Below are 16,594 nucleotides of genomic sequence, written 5' to 3'. Positions count from 1 at the left end.
ATGTCCCTGCCGCCCGGCTTTCTGGATGAACTGCGCACCCGCATCAGCATTTCTGATGTCGTCGGGCGCAAGGTCATGTGGGATCAGCGCAAGTCGCAGCCGGGCAAGGGCGACTACTGGGGGCCGTGCCCCTTTCACCACGAAAAGACTGCTTCGTTTCACGTCGAGGACCGCAAAGGCTTTTATTACTGCTTTGGCTGCCACGCCAAGGGCGACGCGCTGAAGTTTGTCCAGGAGACCGAGAACGTCGGTTTCATGGAGGCTGTGGAGATCCTGGCCGGCGAAGCGGGCATGGAGATGCCCAAACGCGACCCGCGCGCGCAGGAAAAGCAGGACCGCCGGACGCTGCTGGCCGATGTGATGGAGCAGGCGGTGCAGTTCTTCCGCCTGCAACTGAAAACCAATACCGCCCAGGACGCCCGCGCCTATTTGCAGCGGCGGGGCATGACGGCGCAGGCGCTGGACCGCTGGGAAATCGGCTTTGCCCCCAATGGCTGGCAGAATCTGTGGGATGCCCTGCGCGGCAAGAATGTGCCCGAGGATCTGATCATCGGCGCGGGACTCGCCAAGCCGTCGAACAAGGGCGGCAAGCCCTATGACACCTTCCGTAACCGGATCATGTTCCCGATCCGCGATGCGCGGGGCCGTGCAGTTGCTTTTGGCGGCCGGGCGATGGACCCGAATGACAACGCCAAATATCTGAACTCGCCCGAGACTGAATTGTTCGACAAGGGCCGCAGCCTCTACAACCACGGTCCTGCGCGGGCCGCTTCCGGGCGCGGTTCCACGCTGATCGTGGCCGAAGGCTACATGGATGTGATTGCGCTTTCGGAGGGCGGGTTTCAGTCCTCCGTTGCACCGCTGGGCACCGCGATCACCGAAAACCAGCTGCAGATGCTGTGGCGGATGTCGGATGAGCCGATCATTGCGCTGGACGGCGATACTGCAGGCATTCGCGCGGCCATGCGGCTCATTGATCTGGCTCTGCCGCTGCTGGAGGCGGGCAAGTCCCTGCGCTTTGCCATCATGCCGGAGGGCAAGGATCCGGACGACATGATCCGCGGCGAGGGTCCTGAAGCGGTGCAGGCAGTGCTGGATCAGGCGATGCCGATGGTCAAGCTGCTGTGGCAGCGCGAAACCGAGGGCAAGGTGTTCGACAGCCCTGAGCGCAAGGCGGCGCTGGACAAGGCGCTGCGGGAAAAGATCAAGCTGATCCGCGACCCCTCGATCCGCAAGCACTATGGCGAAGACGTTAAAGAACTGCGATGGCAGCTGTTCCGCGGCAGCCGGGGCAGCAGCGAGGGCGGCTATCAGCAGCGCGGCGGCAAGGGCGGCGGCTTCCGCGATGGCGCCCGTGCACCCTGGAAGTCGGGCAAAGGGTTCGGCCCGATCCCGCAGCCGCGGGCAACCACCCGGGCGTCGCTGGTGGCAGGAGCAGATGATGAATTCTTTGCTGCGATGCGCGAGGCGGTGATCCTGGCGACCGCCATCACCACACCCGAAGTGATCCCGGAATTCGAGACCAGCCTGGAGCGGTTGCAATGCGCCGACCCGGATCTGGCAGCGCTGCGCGACATGGTGCTGCGCCACGGCATCAGCGCGCCGGAGCGGCTGCGCGAGGAAATCGACTGGTCTTTGGGGCCCCATGCCCTTGAAAACCTGTTTGCCCTTCGCCATGTCGCAATCATCCCCTGCCTGCGCAAACCCGGCGATACTGAACTGGCCAGCATGACCCTGGCGGAAGAACTCGCAAAACTCGAAGCGCGGCGCGGGCTGGATGCGGAACTGGCAGAAGCCGAAGAGGATTTGCATGGCCTTGCGGATGAGGCGCTGACTTGGCGGCTGCGGCAGGCCGCTGAGGCCAAGAACAAGGCCCTGCGCAGCGAAAATGAGGACAAGGCAACGTATGACGTGGGCAAGAATGGCGCGCGGCTCAACCGGGATGAGCGTGATGCATTCGGTGCCCTTTTGGACCGGATCGGCTTCTCCGAGAAGTAACACGCGGGGATGATTCTGCGTTTTGCTAAGGAAGAGCACAGGAAAATTGGGTAAACGGGGTGACGAATCAGATGATCGCGCTAATGATTCGCGTGATTCGAACCGCCCCGCAGCCCCTGAGTAGGAGCAATGAATGGCCGCCAAAGACACCGACGACCGCAAACCTGACGATCAGGACGCCGAAATCTCCCTCGACATGAGCCAGGCTCAGGTCAAGAAGATGATCGCGGAAGCCCGCGAAAAAGGCTACATCACCTACGATCAGCTCAATCAGGTTCTGCCGCCGGATCAGGTCAGCTCGGAACAGATCGAAGACGTGATGTCGATGCTCAGCGAAATGGGCATCAACATCATCGAGGACGAAGAGGCCGAGGAAGAAGAGAACAAGGGCACCACGGACCTTGTGACCACCGAAGGCCCGCGCGAGGTTGCGCTGGCCGGCGCCCAGACCGAGAAGCTGGACCGCACCGACGACCCGGTGCGCATGTACCTGCGCGAGATGGGTTCGGTTGAGCTGCTGAGCCGCGAAGGCGAGATCGCGATTGCGAAACGCATCGAGGCGGGCCGCAACACCATGATCGCTGGCCTCTGTGAAAGCCCGCTGACCTTCCAGGCGATCACCATCTGGCACGACGAACTTCTGTCCGAGGACATCCTGCTGCGCGACGTCATCGACCTGGAGGCCACCTTTGGCAACCAGCTGGACGAGGATGGCGAGGAAGAGCCGGTCGTCGACACTTCCGCTGTTGCAGCAGCCAAGCCGGCCAAGGAGGACGGTCCGGAACTGGATGCGGACGGAAATCCGATTGCCAGCGATGATGATGATGACGAGGACGATCAGGCCAACATGTCGCTGGCTGCGATGGAGGCTGCGCTCAAGGATCGGGTTCTGGTCACGCTGGAGCGGATCTCCACCGACTTCGCCGAACTCAGTGAAATGCAGGACAGCCGGATTTCGGCAACCCTGAACGAGGACGGCTCCTTCAGCACAGACGACGAAGCGCGCTATCAGTCCCTGCGGTCCGAAATCGTTGAACTGGTGAACGGCCTCCACCTGCACAACAACCGTATTGAGGCGCTGATTGACCAGCTCTATGGCATCAACCGCCGCGTCATGCAGATCGACAGTTCGATGGTGAAGCTGGCCGACCAGGCGCGCATCAACCGCCGCGAGTTCGTCGACGCCTACCGCGGCCGCGAGCTGGACCCGAACTGGCTGGCCGAGATGGGCGAAAAGCCGGGCCGGGGCTGGCAGATGTTCATCGAACGCTCCACTGACAAGGTCGAGGAACTGCGCGCAGATATGGCCCAGGTGGGCCAGTATGTCGGTCTGGATATCTCTGAATTCCGCCGCATTGTGCAGCAGGTCCAGAAAGGCGAGAAGGAAGCCCGCCAGGCCAAAAAGGAAATGGTCGAGGCCAACCTCCGCCTGGTGATTTCCATCGCCAAGAAATACACCAACCGCGGCCTGCAGTTCCTGGACCTGATCCAGGAGGGCAACATTGGCCTGATGAAAGCGGTGGACAAGTTCGAATACCGCCGCGGCTATAAGTTCTCGACCTATGCGACCTGGTGGATCCGCCAGGCCATCACCCGCTCGATTGCCGATCAGGCCCGTACCATCCGGATCCCGGTCCATATGATCGAGACCATCAACAAGCTGGTCCGCACTGGCCGCCAGATGCTGCACGAGATCGGCCGCGAGCCGACCCCGGAAGAACTGGCCGACAAGCTTCAAATGCCGCTGGAGAAGGTCCGCAAGGTGATGAAAATCGCCAAGGAGCCGATCTCGCTGGAGACCCCTATCGGGGACGAGGAAGACTCGCAGCTGGGTGATTTCATCGAGGACAAGAATGCCGTGCTGCCCTTGGACAGCGCCATTCAGGAAAACCTCAAGGAAACCACCACCCGGGTCCTGGCCTCGCTCACCCCGCGCGAGGAACGGGTTCTGCGGATGCGTTTCGGCATCGGCATGAATACCGACCACACGCTGGAGGAGGTCGGCCAGCAGTTCAGCGTGACCCGCGAACGGATCCGCCAGATCGAGGCCAAGGCGCTGAGGAAGCTGAAACACCCCAGCCGCAGCCGCAAGCTGCGCAGCTTCCTGGATCAGTAAGTGATCTGGCCCGACCCTGACTGTTATGGCCGCGCATTAAGCGCGGCCATTTCGTTTTCCAATGCCGCCAAAGTCTCGGAAGAATTGTCCATAGGTCCAAGTGGCGTTGAGGAAACTCGGGATAACTTGCCTCGTTTCCAGGGCGGTAACTGGCTCTATGTGATTGAGAGCTTTGGACAAGTTAGCTCTCAAGAGATTCTGGAAGCTTACCCGGCAAAAAGAACGGGCATAGAGGATGGCCCGCGCAGTCTGGCTCGGCCAAACGGGGGAGAGTCTCGGTTTCTATATGTTGGCAGCAAACGGCGGCCGGGGATCGGTGCCAGATTACGGCAGCACCTTTCCGATAATCCCAATAGCCAAACCTATTCTCTGAAAATGGGATGCTGGTACAAGTGGGATTGCCGAATTCATTTGCGCCGGTACGATTTGCCTGAAGCTGTGAAAGGCACATCTCAAGATCAATTTGGCTCAATGGTCCTGCAAGTAATCGAAGACAGTATTGCAGATGAGCTAAGGCCGCTTTTCGGCAAACGAGGGAGCAACTCAAAATAGATGCCTGTTGGTCAATGCGACTATTGCGACCTCATCGTCTTCGACGGCGAATGCGTGCTGTGTTCCGGCTTCTTCCGCTTCATGCTGCGGCATGACCGGGCGGGGCGGTTTGTCTTTGCCACGGCGCAATCGCCGCTGGGCCAGAAACTTTACCGGGAGCTTGGACTGCCCGCAGATGACTTTGAAACCAATCTGGTGATTATCGATGGCCGCCCCCATCAGCGGCTTGATGCCTTTGCGGCGGCGATGCGGGCGTTGCAGTGGCCCTGGCCGGTGCTGTCACTGTGCCGGTTTCTGCCGGGCGGGCTTAAGGATGCGCTCTATTTCAGCATCGCACGCAACCGCTACCGTCTGTTCGGGCGCCATGACAGCTGTCTCATGCCCGGCCCGGAAGTCCGTGCCCGCTTTGCCAGCGGGGGCTATGGCGCATGAGGGATGCCTTCGGTGAAATCATTGCCCTGCACAAGCTGCAGGTGCCGCCGGCACTTATGCGGTTTCACAGCGCGCCGCCGGAGCGCAGCTTTGGCGTGGTCAAGGTTGAAGGCGGCAACCGCTGGGCACGGTTGCTTGCAGGGCTCGCAGGTTTCCCGCCGCCGATGGCGCAGACCCGGTTCCGGCTGGATGTCGCGCAGCAGGGCAAAGGTCACGTCTGGCTCCGCTGCTTTGGCAGGCGCCAAACCCGGTCCCGCCTGCAGTTCGATCCGCGCAGGGGCAGGGCAGTAGAACGCTTCGGGCCGGTAGAGCTGGAACTTTCCGCCACGGTGCAGCAGGGGGCGCTGGTGGTTGCGGTCGAACAGGCGCGCCTTTTCGGGCTGCCGTTGCCGCGCGCGCTGCGCCCTGAAAGCGCAGCAATGGAATTTGAGACCCCGCAGGGGCATCTGGGGTTTGACATCTCTGCCAGCCTGCCGCGCATCGGCCTGCTGGTGCGGTACACCGGCCACATCGCATTGCCGGAACTGAACCTGAAGCGTTAACCATTTGCTAACCCTGCCGTTGTTTGCCCGCAGTGCGCCCCATAGTTTGGACGTATCCGCATGGGACTTCCGGGGGGGGGGAGAATATGTCTGAAGATGCCGATCTGACCCGGGCGCTGGATGCCCTGACACAAAAGCTCGAAGAGCTGAACCGTCTGACACGCGCCAACCGCTTCATGGTCGAGGCAATGACCAGGCAAGAGCGCACGCTGAAGCAGATGAGCGGCAGCCGTACCAGGGACATGCTGCGCCGCCAGGCCCGGGCGCAGTTTCACCCGGATACCGGGACCGCACCTGACGCGGCCGTGCTGGCCATCTTGGAGGAAGTACTGGGCAGCCAAGCGGATAGCGCCGAAATCATCCCGTTTCCTGTTCGCGCCTGAACCAGCCCGGCACACTTTTGCGAGAGGCCGGGGCCAGCGTTAAGAACGCCTCTTGGAGGCTGTTGCGCCACTCCCTATGCTGGCTTCAGCAAAGGGATATTTCCGCATGAGAAACCTCGTTACTGCCGCCGTCCTGGCCTGTGCCACTGCCTTGCCGGCAGCGGCTGATACCTTCATAGCGAACCGTGGCGTGCGTGTGCTGCCGGTCAACGACATTGTTTTTGAGGTGGTGCCGGGGCGGTCCGGCGGCACCTGGGAATACTGGTGCGCCGCTGCTGAATACGCCCGCCGCGTTCTGGGTGCGAATTGGACCGATCGCTATTATGTTGTGCGCGGCCGCGATGTCAGTGTGACAACCGGGCGCCGTTCCTCGGTGCAGTTCACGCTTTACCCTGAGCAGGCGGGAGTGCCCGGCCGGGTCGGCTGGTTGTCCTTGGGTTTCCGGCCTGGCGACAGTTTGTCGGTGCAGCAGGGCTATGGCTACTGCTCGCAGGCATCGCCGCTTTGACAGCAGGCCCGCGGTCAGCGCCTGGCCGCAGCCATGCGGTCACAAATGGCCACGGTGAGGTGTTTGCCCGGGCCGGCCGCATCGCGATGGTGGCCGGCCTGACGCGCTCAAGGCCTGATTTCCGCACTGATTGAAGGGTGATGTTCCCCGGCTATTGGCCGCCATGCGACTTAAAGATAACATTTTTCTGACCTGCAAGCCTGTGCCGCTACCGGAGAGGCGCTGCGGGTATTGACCGCGCCAATGCCGCACAGCAGTGTGAATGGCCCGTGTTTCAATTCTTCCTATCCTAGAGGCGGGGTGCACCGGTCGTGCCTCGGTCTTCGAAAGGGAAACGCTATGAAACCAATTGCCGCCGCTGCCATCGCCGCCATGTCGCTCGTCATGGCCTTCCCTGCCGGACTGGAGGCCAATGCCAGCCGTCACAGCATCCGCGTCAATCCGGTATCTGACGGCGTTTTCGAAGTCATCCCCAGAACCGGCAATGGAATTCTGTTCTGGTGCGGTGCTGCGGATTACGCCCATCGCGTGCTGAGGGCACCGTGGAGCGCCAGATTGCACATTTCCCGCGGGCTGGGACCCAGCCAAACCACCGGCCGCCGTTCTGCGGTCCAGTTCACGCTGGAAGCAAATCTGGCCGCAGCGGCCCCGATTGGCGGATACGGGTCTGTTAACAGTCTGCAGTCTGGTGATACCATGAGTGTTCAGAGAGCATTTGATTATTGCTTTGAGCCGATCGGGCGGCCGTGAATTTTTCAGCACCGCGGCCATTCCGGAACTGCGGAAGAGGAGGTTGAGATGACCAGCAAGAAACTGTGGCTGCCGGGGGTGCTGGCGTTGGTGTTGTCCCTTCCAGTGCCTGCTTCCGCTTGGCGCGCGGTAAACCGGAATGAGGTTCTGCCGGTGTCCGAAGGCGTTTGGGAAGTGGTGGCCCGGAGCCGGTCCGGCGCGCAGGATTACTGGTGCAGCATTGCCGACTTTGCCCTTCGCCAGTTGCGGGCGCCTGCAAACCAGCGGATTTACGTCTGGCGCGGCGAGGGGGCGTCTGTGAACCGGCCCGGGCGCAAGGCGGTTCAATTTGCCTTTGGCCTGCCGCCGGGGGTGCCTGACCGCTCTGGCAGCCTGTCGCTGAATGTGCGCGAGGCGGGCGACAGCCTGCGGGTGACCTCGGCGCAGAATTACTGCTTCGACCGGCTGCCCGGCCGCGACCGCTTCCTGCCATAGCAGGGGCAGCGGCTGCGGGGCGCGGGTTGCCAGCGCGGGGCGTTTCCGCCAGAACTGCCGTATGCACATTGAGTTCACCATTCCGACGCGCGGCCAGGGGCTTTATGAGTTCACCCGCGATGTGCGGGCCTGGGTGGCCGACAGCGGCCTGCAGGACGGGCTGCTGACATTGTTTGTCCGGCATACGTCCTGTTCCCTGCTGATCCAGGAAAATGCCGACCCTGAAGTGCAGAGCGACCTCCGCGCTTTTTTTGCCCGCCTGGTGCCCCCCTCATCCGATCCTTCGATGGCCTATCTGCGCCACACCTACGAGGGGCCGGACGATATGCCCGCGCATATCAAGGCCGCGATGATGCCGGTCAGCCTGTCCGTTCCGGTCCGCCGCGGCGCGCCGGTGCTGGGGACCTGGCAGGGGATCTATCTGTTCGAGCATCGCGATGCTCCGCATCAGCGCCGGGTGGCAGGGCACCTGGCCTGAACCTCTTTATCTAGCGGCTGAAAATCCCCTCTACCCAAATTCTGGAGGGTGGCCTATAGTTGTGGATAACCGGGGAAATGCCGGCACAATAAACAGGCTGACAGGATTGAGGGAGCAGGCGGATGCGCTGCCCATTTTGCGGAAATATCGACACCCAGGTCAAGGATTCACGCCCTGCCGAGGATCATGTTTCGATCCGGCGGCGCCGGTTTTGCCCGGCCTGCGGCGGCCGTTTCACCACTTATGAACGGGTGCAGCTGCGCGATCTGGTTGTGATCAAAACCAATGGCAAGCGCGAGGATTTCGACCGCGACAAGCTGGAGCGCTCAATCCGCATCTCGATGCAGAAACGCCCGATTGAGCCAGAGCGTATCGATCAGATGATTTCCGGCATTGTGCGGCGGCTGGAAAGCATGGGCGAGACTGACATTCCGTCCAAAAAAATCGGCGAGATCGTGATGGAGGCGCTGGCCCGGATCGACACCGTTGCCTATGTGCGCTTTGCGAGCGTGTACAAGAATTTCCAAGCGGCAGATGACTTCGAGGATTTCGTTCACGAGCTGCGCCCGCCGGTGGCGCCAGAAGAATAATGGACACAGACCACCGTTTCATGGCGCTGGCGCTGTCTCTGGGGCGGCGCGGCCAGGGCAATTGCTGGCCGAACCCGGCTGTGGGTTGTGTCATCGTGCAAGGCTGCCGTGTGGTCGGCCGCGGCTGGACCAAGCCAGGCGGCCGTCCGCACGCGGAAACCGAAGCGCTGGCGCAGGCCGGTGAAGCCGCCCGCGGTGCCACAGCTTACGTCACGCTGGAGCCTTGCGCGCACCAGGGGGAAACGCCGCCGTGCGCCCAGGCTTTGATCGATGCCGGGGTGGCACGGGTTGTGGCTGCCATAGGGGACAGCGATCCGCGGGTATCCGGCCAGGGTATCCGGATGCTGCGGGAGGCAGGCATCCGGGTGGACACCGGCATCTGGGGCGCTCAGGCGGCGCGCGACCATGCCGGGTTCTTTCTCAAGACGGAACAGGGCCGCCCGCTGGTGACGCTGAAGCTGGCCAGCAGTTTTGACGGGCGCATTGCCACCGGATCGGGACAAAGCAAGTGGATCACCGGGCCGGAGGCGCGCCGCGCCGTGCACGCAATGCGCGCCCGCCATGACGCGGTGATGGTCGGCGGCGGCACCGCGCGGGCGGATGATCCAGCACTCACTGTACGCGACCTGGGAGTAGATCGGCAGCCGGTGCGGGTGGTGATCTCTCGCCATCTGGACTTGCCGCTGATGGGCCGGCTTGCCCGCACCGCCAAGGATATCCCGGTCTGGTTGTGCCACGGCCACGGGGCTGACCAGGAACGCATCCGGGCTTGGGAAGGGCTGGGTGCCAGGCTGATCCCCTGCGCGTCGCACGGGGTGCAGCTGGACACGGGCGATGTGCTGCAGCAGCTGGGCCAGGCAGGGCTTACACGGGTGTTCTGCGAGGGCGGCAGCGCCCTGGCGGCCTCGCTTTTGGCGTTTGATCTGGTGGACGAGCTGATCGGCTTCACCGCTGGTCTGGGCATCGGTGCTGAGGGGCTGCCATCGATCGGCGCACTGGGCATCGGCCGCCTGGAGGAGGCGCCGCGTTTTGAGCTGGTCGAGATCCGCCCGGCCGGTAAAGATATCCTGCACCGCTGGACCCGCGCGCTGCGCTAGGCCGCTACGTCACTGGGGTTGAAACAGGCACCCGTCAGCGCCAGAGATGGGTGTAAGTGGCAGAAAGCCCCTGCAGCTTGGACAGCAGCCGGTTACCAAGGCCCGGATGCGGCAGGCGGCCCTCACGCAGCCGCATCACCGCGACTTCTACCGGGCAGGGCTGGCCGGTGACCGGGTCAAAATAGCGGGGATAATCGATCAGGGCTGCATGGGCCAGGCCCAGAAACGGCACCTGCGTCTGCCGCCAGGACGGTACTGGCGCCAGATCGCGGGTCAGCCCCCAGCCGGCGTAGAAGGGCATGCCAAGCGTGGTGACCTTGACCCCGCGCAGCAGCGCCTCGAACCCCAACAGTGATGTCATTGTCCAGACTTCCTGCGCAGTGCCCAGCAGGGCCATCGGATCCGCATGCGCCGCCACAACATCTGCGAGCCCTCCGGTTTCGATTTGCCCGGCCCGCAGGCCTGCCTCCACATCGGGATGCGGTTTGTAGATGATCACCGCGTCCGGGTTGGCCTCGCGCGCCGTGCGCAGGAGGTCCAGATTTGTCCGGACCGGTCCTGCACCGCAAAGGATCGAGGCATCATCCTCCACCTGGCCCGGCACCAGAATCCGCCGGCCTTCAGGCAGTTCAGGTACCGTGCCGCCGAGATTGTATTTCGACACATGGTCCCGGATCAGGGACTGCACCAGCCTTTCGGCCCGCAGCGCCTGTGCCTGGGTCAGCTCCGCACGGCTTGCAATCAGCGCATCAAGATCCGAGGGCTGGCGCGGATCGTAGTAGATCCCGCGCCGGTCAGTGACCAGCGACAGCGGCGGCACCAGTTCCGCTCCCAGCCCGCGGGAGCGCAGGAACCCGTCCTCCACCCGCACCGCACCGGCGTGGGTGTCTGCGGCCCTGCCTGCCCAGACCATCCAGTTGCGCCCGCCTGCCTGCGCCTTGGCAGGATCTTCGGTGAACTGAATCCGCTTTTCCGAACCAAAGAATTTCTGCAGCGGCTTGCGCTTCCACATCCGCATGCCAGAGGCGGCCCAGCCGTCGTGGTCCTCACGCCAAGCCCGGGCCTTGGCCTCCAGATTGTCCAGCACGGTTTCCAGCTTGCACAGCTCATCGCGGAAGGGGTCATACCATTTCGGGTAAAGGATCATCGCGGCGGCAAACAGCTGTGCCCGGGTCAGCTGCCGCTGGCGCCGGGGCGGGGCGGCATCGTCGATGCTCAACCCCCAGCCGGCATAAAACGGCTGCCCGAAAACCCGCGGCTTGTGGCCGGCCAGGATCGCCTCAAACCCCAGTTGCGAGGAGACAGTATAGACTCCCACCGCGCCCTCCAGCAGCGCCCAGGGGGACACGGTGCCGGTGAACATCTCCGCCCGCCCTTGAGCGTCGCTGGAACCGTAATACCCCGCCCGGTAGCCGCGCAGCGTCTCGGGGTGGGTCTTGATCAGAACGCGGGCGCCGGGGTGCTCTTCTTGGGCAAAGGCCAGCATCTCCAGAAACCGCGCCCGGTCTGCGCGCGACGCGGTGACAGAGGCATCGTCCCGGGCCTGGTCCGCCACCAGCACGTACCCGGGCTCCGGCACCGGTGTTTCAGGATCAAAGGCGTTGTACTTGCTGAGATGCGCCTCTTTCACGCGGGTGATGGCGTCGCGCGCGCGCTGCAGAAGATGTGCATCATCCAGCGGATGGCTGGCCAGAATCTGTTCCAGATCCGAAGGTGCGGCGGCATCAAAATGCACCCCTGCACGGTCCAGCAACAGTCCTATGGGCGGCTCGCCCGCACGGCCGGGGTGAAGTGAGCGCAGGAACGCGTCTTCCACCCGCAGCAGTCCGCAGCCGCGCTTCTCTGCCACAGACAGGCCGCGGTGCGCGGTGGGGGAGGCCCCCCAGATGCCCACCAGATCCTCCGCCAGCGGCAGCCCCAGGCGGATGTTATAACCAGACAATTCCAGAATCCGCCGCACCCGGCGCTGGGTCAGGAAGCCGCCGTTGTAAACAAAAAGCCGGGACGCTTTGATCCCGGCTTCGTGGCGGCCTGCATTCAGGCTCATCCTGTTTAGCTGCCGCTGAGTGCGGTCGAGGTGCTGGCCAGCGATCCCACCGGGGCCAGCAGCAGCGAGATGGTCTTGGTCCACTGGGCATAGGGCGCTTCAGTCACATAAAGCGTGTCGTCGTCGCGGATCACAAAGTCGCGGGCCATGAACAGCCCGTTCGGCTGCGTCAGGTTCAGCACATAGACCATGCGCTGGGCGCCGATCAGGTCGTCGCGGCCCAGCACATGGTTTGCGATCGCAGCCGGTTCGTTGCGCAGCACGAACACGCCGGTCGGGTCGGCGGCTGTGGAGATCAGCCCGCCTACCTGAGCGATTGCCTCCAGCGCCGACAGGTCCTGGCTTTCGAACGGCACCCGCGCCTGGGCGGAGGTTGCGCCAAGGGCAGTAAAGGAACGGGTGTCTTCTTCGACCAGGATGCGGTCGCCGCCGCGCAGGGCAACGTCCAGCTCGGGATGGTCAAACAAATCCTGGAACCAGATCTTGCCCTTCTGGCTGCCGCGGATCACGCTGACCTGGGCAATCTCCGGCTGGATGGTGACACCGCCGGCCTGGGCCAGCATCGCTGACAGCGTCCGGGTCGGGCGTTCGATCGGATAGATTCCCTGTGCGCCCACCGCGCCGGTCAGGCTGACGCTGGCGCCATTGCCCGCCAGGCGGCGCACCTGCACCTGCGGGTCCGGGGTCTGGTCTTCGAGCTTGCTGGTGATGGTCTCGCGCAGCTGCTCGGGCGTGTTGCCCGAGGCACGCAGGCGGCCTGCGTAGGGCACAAAAATATACCCGGCGCTGTCGACCTGCACTTCTTCCAGCGCAGTGGAGTTGGTGGCCTCCGCCGCCAGCAGGCCGTCATCGACGTTCTCCCAGACCGTCAGACCCAGCACGTCGCCGGGACGGATGGTGTCAGAGGTCAGCTTGCCTGCTGAGGTAAAGCCGGAAGAAAAGCCAAGTGCGGGGACCACTGCGGTGGCCCGGGCGACGCGGTCATTGACCGAAACGATGAAGGCATCGCCTTCACGCTGCACGGATCCAGCAAAGATCTGATTCTTGTTGGGGCCGACTTTCGGCAGGCCGCAGGCCGCAGCAAGGGTCAATGCCGCCAGCATTGCCACGGGGCGCGCCCAGCGAAGGGGGACGGATTTCACTGCTCGGTCTCCTCGACCTTATTTTGTTTGCCTCAAGTTTTATCGGCAACCTAACCTGCCGGCAGGGAAAAATCCAGTGTTTGGGGAAATCCCAATCAGGTCACCAGGCGCAACTGTTGCCGCGGTGCCGCTGTGCCCAGCCGCAGGGCATCATAGGGGTCCTCGTCCGCCAGCATCATATCGGCGACCTGGCGCAGCAACTGGCGGCGTCCTTCGCGCGAGTAATAGCCGCCGGGCACTTGTGAGGTTTCGAGCAGAAACCGCCGGTAGTCCTTGTACGCACGGCTGTCAGGGCGGGAAGGGGCGGCAAAGAACCGGGCCAGCGGCTGCTCCGACACGAACTCCGGCTTGCCGTAGACCGCGCGCCCGAACACCCGCAACGGAATGCCGCGCCACAGCACCTGCTGGCCGGCTGTGGAATTGACCGTTACCGCGCTGCGCGCTTCGTTCAGCAGCTGCGCCAGCTTGCCGCCGCGCACGTAGTGCACCCGCCCGGCAATCCCGTGCTTCTGCGCCAGGCGGCGCAGGGTGCGGCGAACCTGCGCGCGGCCGTCTTCCAGCGGATGCGCTTTGATCACCAGGTGGTGGTGGCGCGGTGCGCCTTCGGCAAAGCCAGTAATTACTTCGGCGAGGAATTCGCCCATGCTGGCGAAGGGGGAATGCATTTGAAATGAGCTGTCATGCTCCAGCTGCAACAGCGCCAGATGGTAGGGAAAGCCGCCATGGCGGATACGCCGCTCTGCCAGCCGCCGCTCCAGTGCCTGAGCCGGCATCAGCAGCAGACGTTTGAGGTAGAGCTGGAATTCCTTGGTCACCGGCAGCGCCCGGTGCGGGCGGAAATTACGGTATCTGCGGTTCCGGAACATGACGAACCAATGATACAGCGCGCCATAGAACACATGCTGGCGCATGTCGCCCCAGTGTGCAGGGGGCAGCGGTGCCTCCATATCCGAGAGCGCCAGCGCTTCCTGCATTTCGGGCACAGTCATTTCCATCAGCCGCGAATGGCCATTGGCGCCGCCGCGCTCGTAAGTAACCCAATAAGGCCGCAGATAGCCTTCCTCGAACACATGCACGGCGATGCCGCGCCGGCGGGCTGCCTTGACCGCGGCGGCGTGGATGGGGCGGGTGTCGCCGTACAGCACGATATCGGTGACCGTTCGGCCCTCCAGCAGCGTGGCCAGCACCTCCGGCCAGTCCTGCTGGCTGCCGGTAAAGGGGATGTAGCTGTCCTTGCCGCGCCAGAACGCCTGGTCGCCGGCATTGAACCCCACCCGCGCCACCTGGCAGCCAGCGGCACGCAGCATCCGGCCAAGCGCTGCAAAGAACGGCCCGTGCGGGCCTTGCAGAAACAAAAAACTGCGGTCTTTGAAAGGGGGGCTTGGCATCACACGGCTTGCTATACAGAACTGATTTCAAGATTTGATTAACATTTGACTGGGGCGAAACTATGGCTGCGCCGCCCGCAAAGGCAAGCCAGGGCTTGTGAAGGCTGCGCGGCTTGGCTACCTCTGCGGCAGGAATGACATATGACCTGCGGGGAGCGCACCTATGTTTACTGGCATCATCACCGATGTGGGCACCATTGCCGAACTGGAGCAGCAGGGCGATCTGCGCGCCCGCATCCGCACGGCCTACGACACTGCCACCATTGACCTGGGCGCCTCGATTGCTTCGGATGGCGTTTGCCTGACCGTGATCGCCATTGGCGAGGATTGGTACGACGTGCAGATCTCGGCAGAGACGGTGTCCAAAACGAACCTGGACAAATGGGCGGTAGGCAAGCGGGTGAACCTGGAACGCGCCTTGAAAGTGGGCGATGAGCTGGGCGGCCATATCGTGTCCGGCCATGTGGACGGTGTCGCCGAAGTGGTGGTCATGCAGGACGAGGGCGACAGCACCCGTGTCACCCTCCGCGCGCCGGAGGCGCTGGCACGCTTCATCGCGCCCAAGGGTTCGGTTGCGCTGAACGGCACCTCTTTGACGGTGAACGATGTGGACGGCCGTGACTTCGGTATTAACTTCATCCCGCATACCAAGGACGTCACCACCTGGGGGGACGTCAAGCTGGGCGACCACATCAATCTGGAGATCGACACCCTGGCCCGCTACGTCGCCCGGCTGCAAGAGGCAGGCTGACCGCGCCGGCCTGTTCATCTTCCCCGAAATACTCCGGGGTGAGGCCCGAAGGGCCGAGGGGCAGCGCCCCTCTGTGTCTTGCGCGTGCATGCACAGGCCGCGTCCGGACGTCCGGTTGCCGTTTGCAGGACTGGCATTTGCCGCCGGCCTGGGCTATCTGGCAGGGAAAGAACCCGCAGTGCCAGGCGTGCTGCCCATGCGCATCGAAAGGCTGCCATATGAGCTTTGAAACACCGGGGCCGGTTGAGGCGCAATTGCGCGATGCCATCAGCCCGATCGAAGATATCATCGAAGATGCCCGCCAGGGCCGCATGTTCATCCTTGTGGACCACGAGGACCGCGAGAACGAGGGCGATCTGGTGATCCCGGCGCAGCACGCTGATGCCGCCGCGATCAACTTCATGGCGACCCACGGCCGCGGCCTGATCTGCCTGACCATGCCGGCCGAGCGGATCGAAGAACTGGGCCTGCCGATGATGGCCATGCACAACTCGTCGCGCCACGAGACGGCCTTCACCGTCTCCATCGAAGCGCGCGAGGGGGTGTCCACCGGCATCTCTGCCGCTGACCGGGCGCTGACCGTGGCCACCGCCATCGACCCGAAAATGACCGCCGCCGATATCGCGACGCCGGGCCATGTTTTCCCGCTGCGCGCACGCCGGGGCGGGGTGCTGGTCCGCGCAGGCCACACTGAGGCAGGCTGCGACGTTGCCCGGCTGGCCGGCCACTACCCGTCGTCGGTGATCTGCGAGATCATGAAGGAAGACGGCACCATGGCGCGGCTGCCGGACCTGGTGGACTATGCGCAAAAGCACGGGCTGAAGATCGGCACCATTTCCGACCTGATCACCTACCGCGCCCGCAACGACAACCTGGTGGTGGAAACCTCGCGCGAGACCGTCACTTCGGAATTCGGCGGCGAGTGGGAAATGCGGTTGTTCACCGACCAGACCCACGGCATTGAACACGTGGTGATGATCAAGGGCGACATCACCACGCCGGAGCCGGTGCTGGTGCGCACCCACGCGCTGCATGAGGCGACCGACCTCTTGGGCCTCGGCCCCAAGTCCGCCCGGCAGCTGCCGCGCTCGATGGAGATCATTGCCGAGGAGGGCCGCGGCGTGGTGACCCTGTTCCGCCAGCCGCGCACCGCGCTTTATGCAAACGAAGACGAGGGTCCGCGCACGGTCACCATCAAGCAGACCGGTATCGGTGCTCAGATCCTGTCGAGCCTGGGCCTGCATGAGCTGGTCCTGCTGACCGACTCGCCCTCTACCAAATATGTCGGGCTGGATGCCTATGGCCTGTCCATCACCGGCAGCCGCCCCATTCTGAAGGACGCTTGA

Annotated in this window: 17 protein-coding genes; 14 read left to right on the top strand and 3 right to left on the bottom strand. The window is 63.5% G+C overall.

The window, feature by feature from the left end:
- From dnaG to ribD, 12 genes are all read left to right on the top strand, one after another.
- On the top strand, positions 1 to 1,998 hold the full coding sequence (dnaG, locus tag AC5STB_RS00795; RefSeq protein ID WP_495441074.1) for a DNA primase: 1,998 nt from the start codon (positions 1 to 3) through the stop codon (positions 1,996 to 1,998).
- Between the two features lie 133 nt (positions 1,999 to 2,131).
- The gene (gene rpoD, locus AC5STB_RS00790; RefSeq protein ID WP_495441072.1) at positions 2,132 to 4,114 is read left to right on the top strand and encodes an RNA polymerase sigma factor RpoD; all 1,983 of its coding nucleotides are present in this window, start codon (positions 2,132 to 2,134) and stop codon (positions 4,112 to 4,114) included.
- Positions 4,115 to 4,666 (top strand): hypothetical protein, encoded by a 552-nt coding sequence (locus AC5STB_RS00785; protein ID WP_495441071.1) that lies wholly within the window; start codon positions 4,115 to 4,117, stop codon positions 4,664 to 4,666.
- Positions 4,667 to 5,098, top strand: coding sequence for a thiol-disulfide oxidoreductase DCC family protein (locus AC5STB_RS00780; RefSeq protein WP_495441070.1), 432 nt, complete (start codon positions 4,667 to 4,669; stop codon positions 5,096 to 5,098).
- Complete coding sequence (locus AC5STB_RS00775; protein ID WP_495441069.1) at positions 5,095 to 5,640, top strand: DUF4166 domain-containing protein; 546 nt, start codon at positions 5,095 to 5,097, stop codon at positions 5,638 to 5,640. The genes AC5STB_RS00780 and AC5STB_RS00775 overlap by 4 nt, the downstream gene beginning before the upstream one ends.
- Positions 5,641 to 5,726: 86 nt before the next feature.
- Positions 5,727 to 6,023, top strand: coding sequence for a hypothetical protein (locus AC5STB_RS00770; protein ID WP_495441068.1), 297 nt, complete (start codon positions 5,727 to 5,729; stop codon positions 6,021 to 6,023).
- Between the two features lie 106 nt (positions 6,024 to 6,129).
- Entirely contained in the window at positions 6,130 to 6,531 is a 402-nt protein-coding gene (locus tag AC5STB_RS00765) for a hypothetical protein (protein ID WP_495441067.1), read from the top strand.
- 339 nt (positions 6,532 to 6,870) lie between these two features.
- The gene (locus tag AC5STB_RS00760; protein WP_495441066.1) at positions 6,871 to 7,281 is read left to right on the top strand and encodes a hypothetical protein; all 411 of its coding nucleotides are present in this window, start codon (positions 6,871 to 6,873) and stop codon (positions 7,279 to 7,281) included.
- Positions 7,282 to 7,329: 48 nt separating this feature from the next.
- Entirely contained in the window at positions 7,330 to 7,755 is a 426-nt protein-coding gene (locus tag AC5STB_RS00755) for a hypothetical protein (RefSeq protein WP_495441065.1), read from the top strand.
- Between the two features lie 61 nt (positions 7,756 to 7,816).
- Complete coding sequence (locus AC5STB_RS00750) at positions 7,817 to 8,233, top strand: secondary thiamine-phosphate synthase enzyme YjbQ (protein ID WP_495441064.1); 417 nt, start codon at positions 7,817 to 7,819, stop codon at positions 8,231 to 8,233.
- A gap of 122 nt (positions 8,234 to 8,355) precedes the next feature.
- A complete protein-coding gene (gene nrdR / locus AC5STB_RS00745) occupies positions 8,356 to 8,823 on the top strand; it encodes a transcriptional regulator NrdR (RefSeq protein WP_019294728.1) in 468 nt (155 codons plus the stop codon).
- On the top strand, positions 8,823 to 9,920 hold the full coding sequence (ribD, locus tag AC5STB_RS00740) for a bifunctional diaminohydroxyphosphoribosylaminopyrimidine deaminase/5-amino-6-(5-phosphoribosylamino)uracil reductase RibD (protein ID WP_495441063.1): 1,098 nt from the start codon (positions 8,823 to 8,825) through the stop codon (positions 9,918 to 9,920). The genes nrdR and ribD overlap by 1 nt, the downstream gene beginning before the upstream one ends.
- A gap of 34 nt (positions 9,921 to 9,954) precedes the next feature.
- Here the strand turns inward: ribD and AC5STB_RS00735 are convergent, their stop codons facing one another.
- The 3 genes from AC5STB_RS00735 to AC5STB_RS00725 all read right to left on the bottom strand — a co-directional run bounded on the left by AC5STB_RS00735 (position 9,955) and on the right by AC5STB_RS00725 (position 14,497).
- A complete protein-coding gene (locus AC5STB_RS00735) occupies positions 9,955 to 11,967 on the bottom strand; it encodes a capsule polysaccharide biogenesis protein (RefSeq protein ID WP_495441062.1) in 2,013 nt (670 codons plus the stop codon).
- Positions 11,968 to 11,972: 5 nt separating this feature from the next.
- The gene (locus AC5STB_RS00730) at positions 11,973 to 13,109 is read right to left on the bottom strand and encodes a polysaccharide biosynthesis/export family protein (RefSeq protein WP_495441061.1); all 1,137 of its coding nucleotides are present in this window, start codon (positions 13,107 to 13,109) and stop codon (positions 11,973 to 11,975) included.
- Between the two features lie 95 nt (positions 13,110 to 13,204).
- Positions 13,205 to 14,497, bottom strand: coding sequence for a capsule polysaccharide biogenesis protein (locus AC5STB_RS00725; protein ID WP_495441060.1), 1,293 nt, complete (start codon positions 14,495 to 14,497; stop codon positions 13,205 to 13,207).
- Positions 14,498 to 14,660: 163 nt separating this feature from the next.
- Between AC5STB_RS00725 and AC5STB_RS00720 the strand changes: the two genes are divergently transcribed.
- Together AC5STB_RS00720 and ribB are read left to right on the top strand one after the other, a co-directional pair.
- Entirely contained in the window at positions 14,661 to 15,248 is a 588-nt protein-coding gene (locus tag AC5STB_RS00720) for a riboflavin synthase (RefSeq protein ID WP_495441059.1), read from the top strand.
- A gap of 218 nt (positions 15,249 to 15,466) precedes the next feature.
- Positions 15,467 to 16,594: a 3,4-dihydroxy-2-butanone-4-phosphate synthase gene (gene ribB / locus AC5STB_RS00715; RefSeq protein WP_495441058.1), complete on the top strand. Its 1,128-nt coding sequence runs from the start codon at positions 15,467 to 15,469 to the stop codon at positions 16,592 to 16,594.

It is taken from the genome of Leisingera sp. CC-HEC093, assembly GCF_059429195.1.
Note: the sequence above shows the minus strand (reverse complement) of the source record. Positions and strands in the feature narration are given on the sequence as shown.

Coding starts and splice junctions, on each gene's coding strand:
- AC5STB_RS00770 (WP_495441068.1), top strand. CDS start 5,727: ATGTCTGAAGATGCCGATCTGACCCGGGCGCTGGATGCCCTGACACAA.
- AC5STB_RS00760 (WP_495441066.1), top strand. CDS start 6,871: ATGAAACCAATTGCCGCCGCTGCCATCGCCGCCATGTCGCTCGTCATG.
- AC5STB_RS00735 (WP_495441062.1), bottom strand. CDS start 11,967: ATGAGCCTGAATGCAGGCCGCCACGAAGCCGGGATCAAAGCGTCCCGG.
- AC5STB_RS00720 (WP_495441059.1), top strand. CDS start 14,661: ATGTTTACTGGCATCATCACCGATGTGGGCACCATTGCCGAACTGGAG.
- AC5STB_RS00755 (WP_495441065.1), top strand. CDS start 7,330: ATGACCAGCAAGAAACTGTGGCTGCCGGGGGTGCTGGCGTTGGTGTTG.
- nrdR (WP_019294728.1), top strand. CDS start 8,356: ATGCGCTGCCCATTTTGCGGAAATATCGACACCCAGGTCAAGGATTCA.
- AC5STB_RS00725 (WP_495441060.1), bottom strand. CDS start 14,497: ATGCCAAGCCCCCCTTTCAAAGACCGCAGTTTTTTGTTTCTGCAAGGC.
- AC5STB_RS00780 (WP_495441070.1), top strand. CDS start 4,667: ATGCCTGTTGGTCAATGCGACTATTGCGACCTCATCGTCTTCGACGGC.
- rpoD (WP_495441072.1), top strand. CDS start 2,132: ATGGCCGCCAAAGACACCGACGACCGCAAACCTGACGATCAGGACGCC.
- AC5STB_RS00775 (WP_495441069.1), top strand. CDS start 5,095: ATGAGGGATGCCTTCGGTGAAATCATTGCCCTGCACAAGCTGCAGGTG.
- AC5STB_RS00765 (WP_495441067.1), top strand. CDS start 6,130: ATGAGAAACCTCGTTACTGCCGCCGTCCTGGCCTGTGCCACTGCCTTG.
- ribD (WP_495441063.1), top strand. CDS start 8,823: ATGGACACAGACCACCGTTTCATGGCGCTGGCGCTGTCTCTGGGGCGG.
- AC5STB_RS00750 (WP_495441064.1), top strand. CDS start 7,817: ATGCACATTGAGTTCACCATTCCGACGCGCGGCCAGGGGCTTTATGAG.
- ribB (WP_495441058.1), top strand. CDS start 15,467: ATGAGCTTTGAAACACCGGGGCCGGTTGAGGCGCAATTGCGCGATGCC.
- dnaG (WP_495441074.1), top strand. CDS start 1: ATGTCCCTGCCGCCCGGCTTTCTGGATGAACTGCGCACCCGCATCAGC.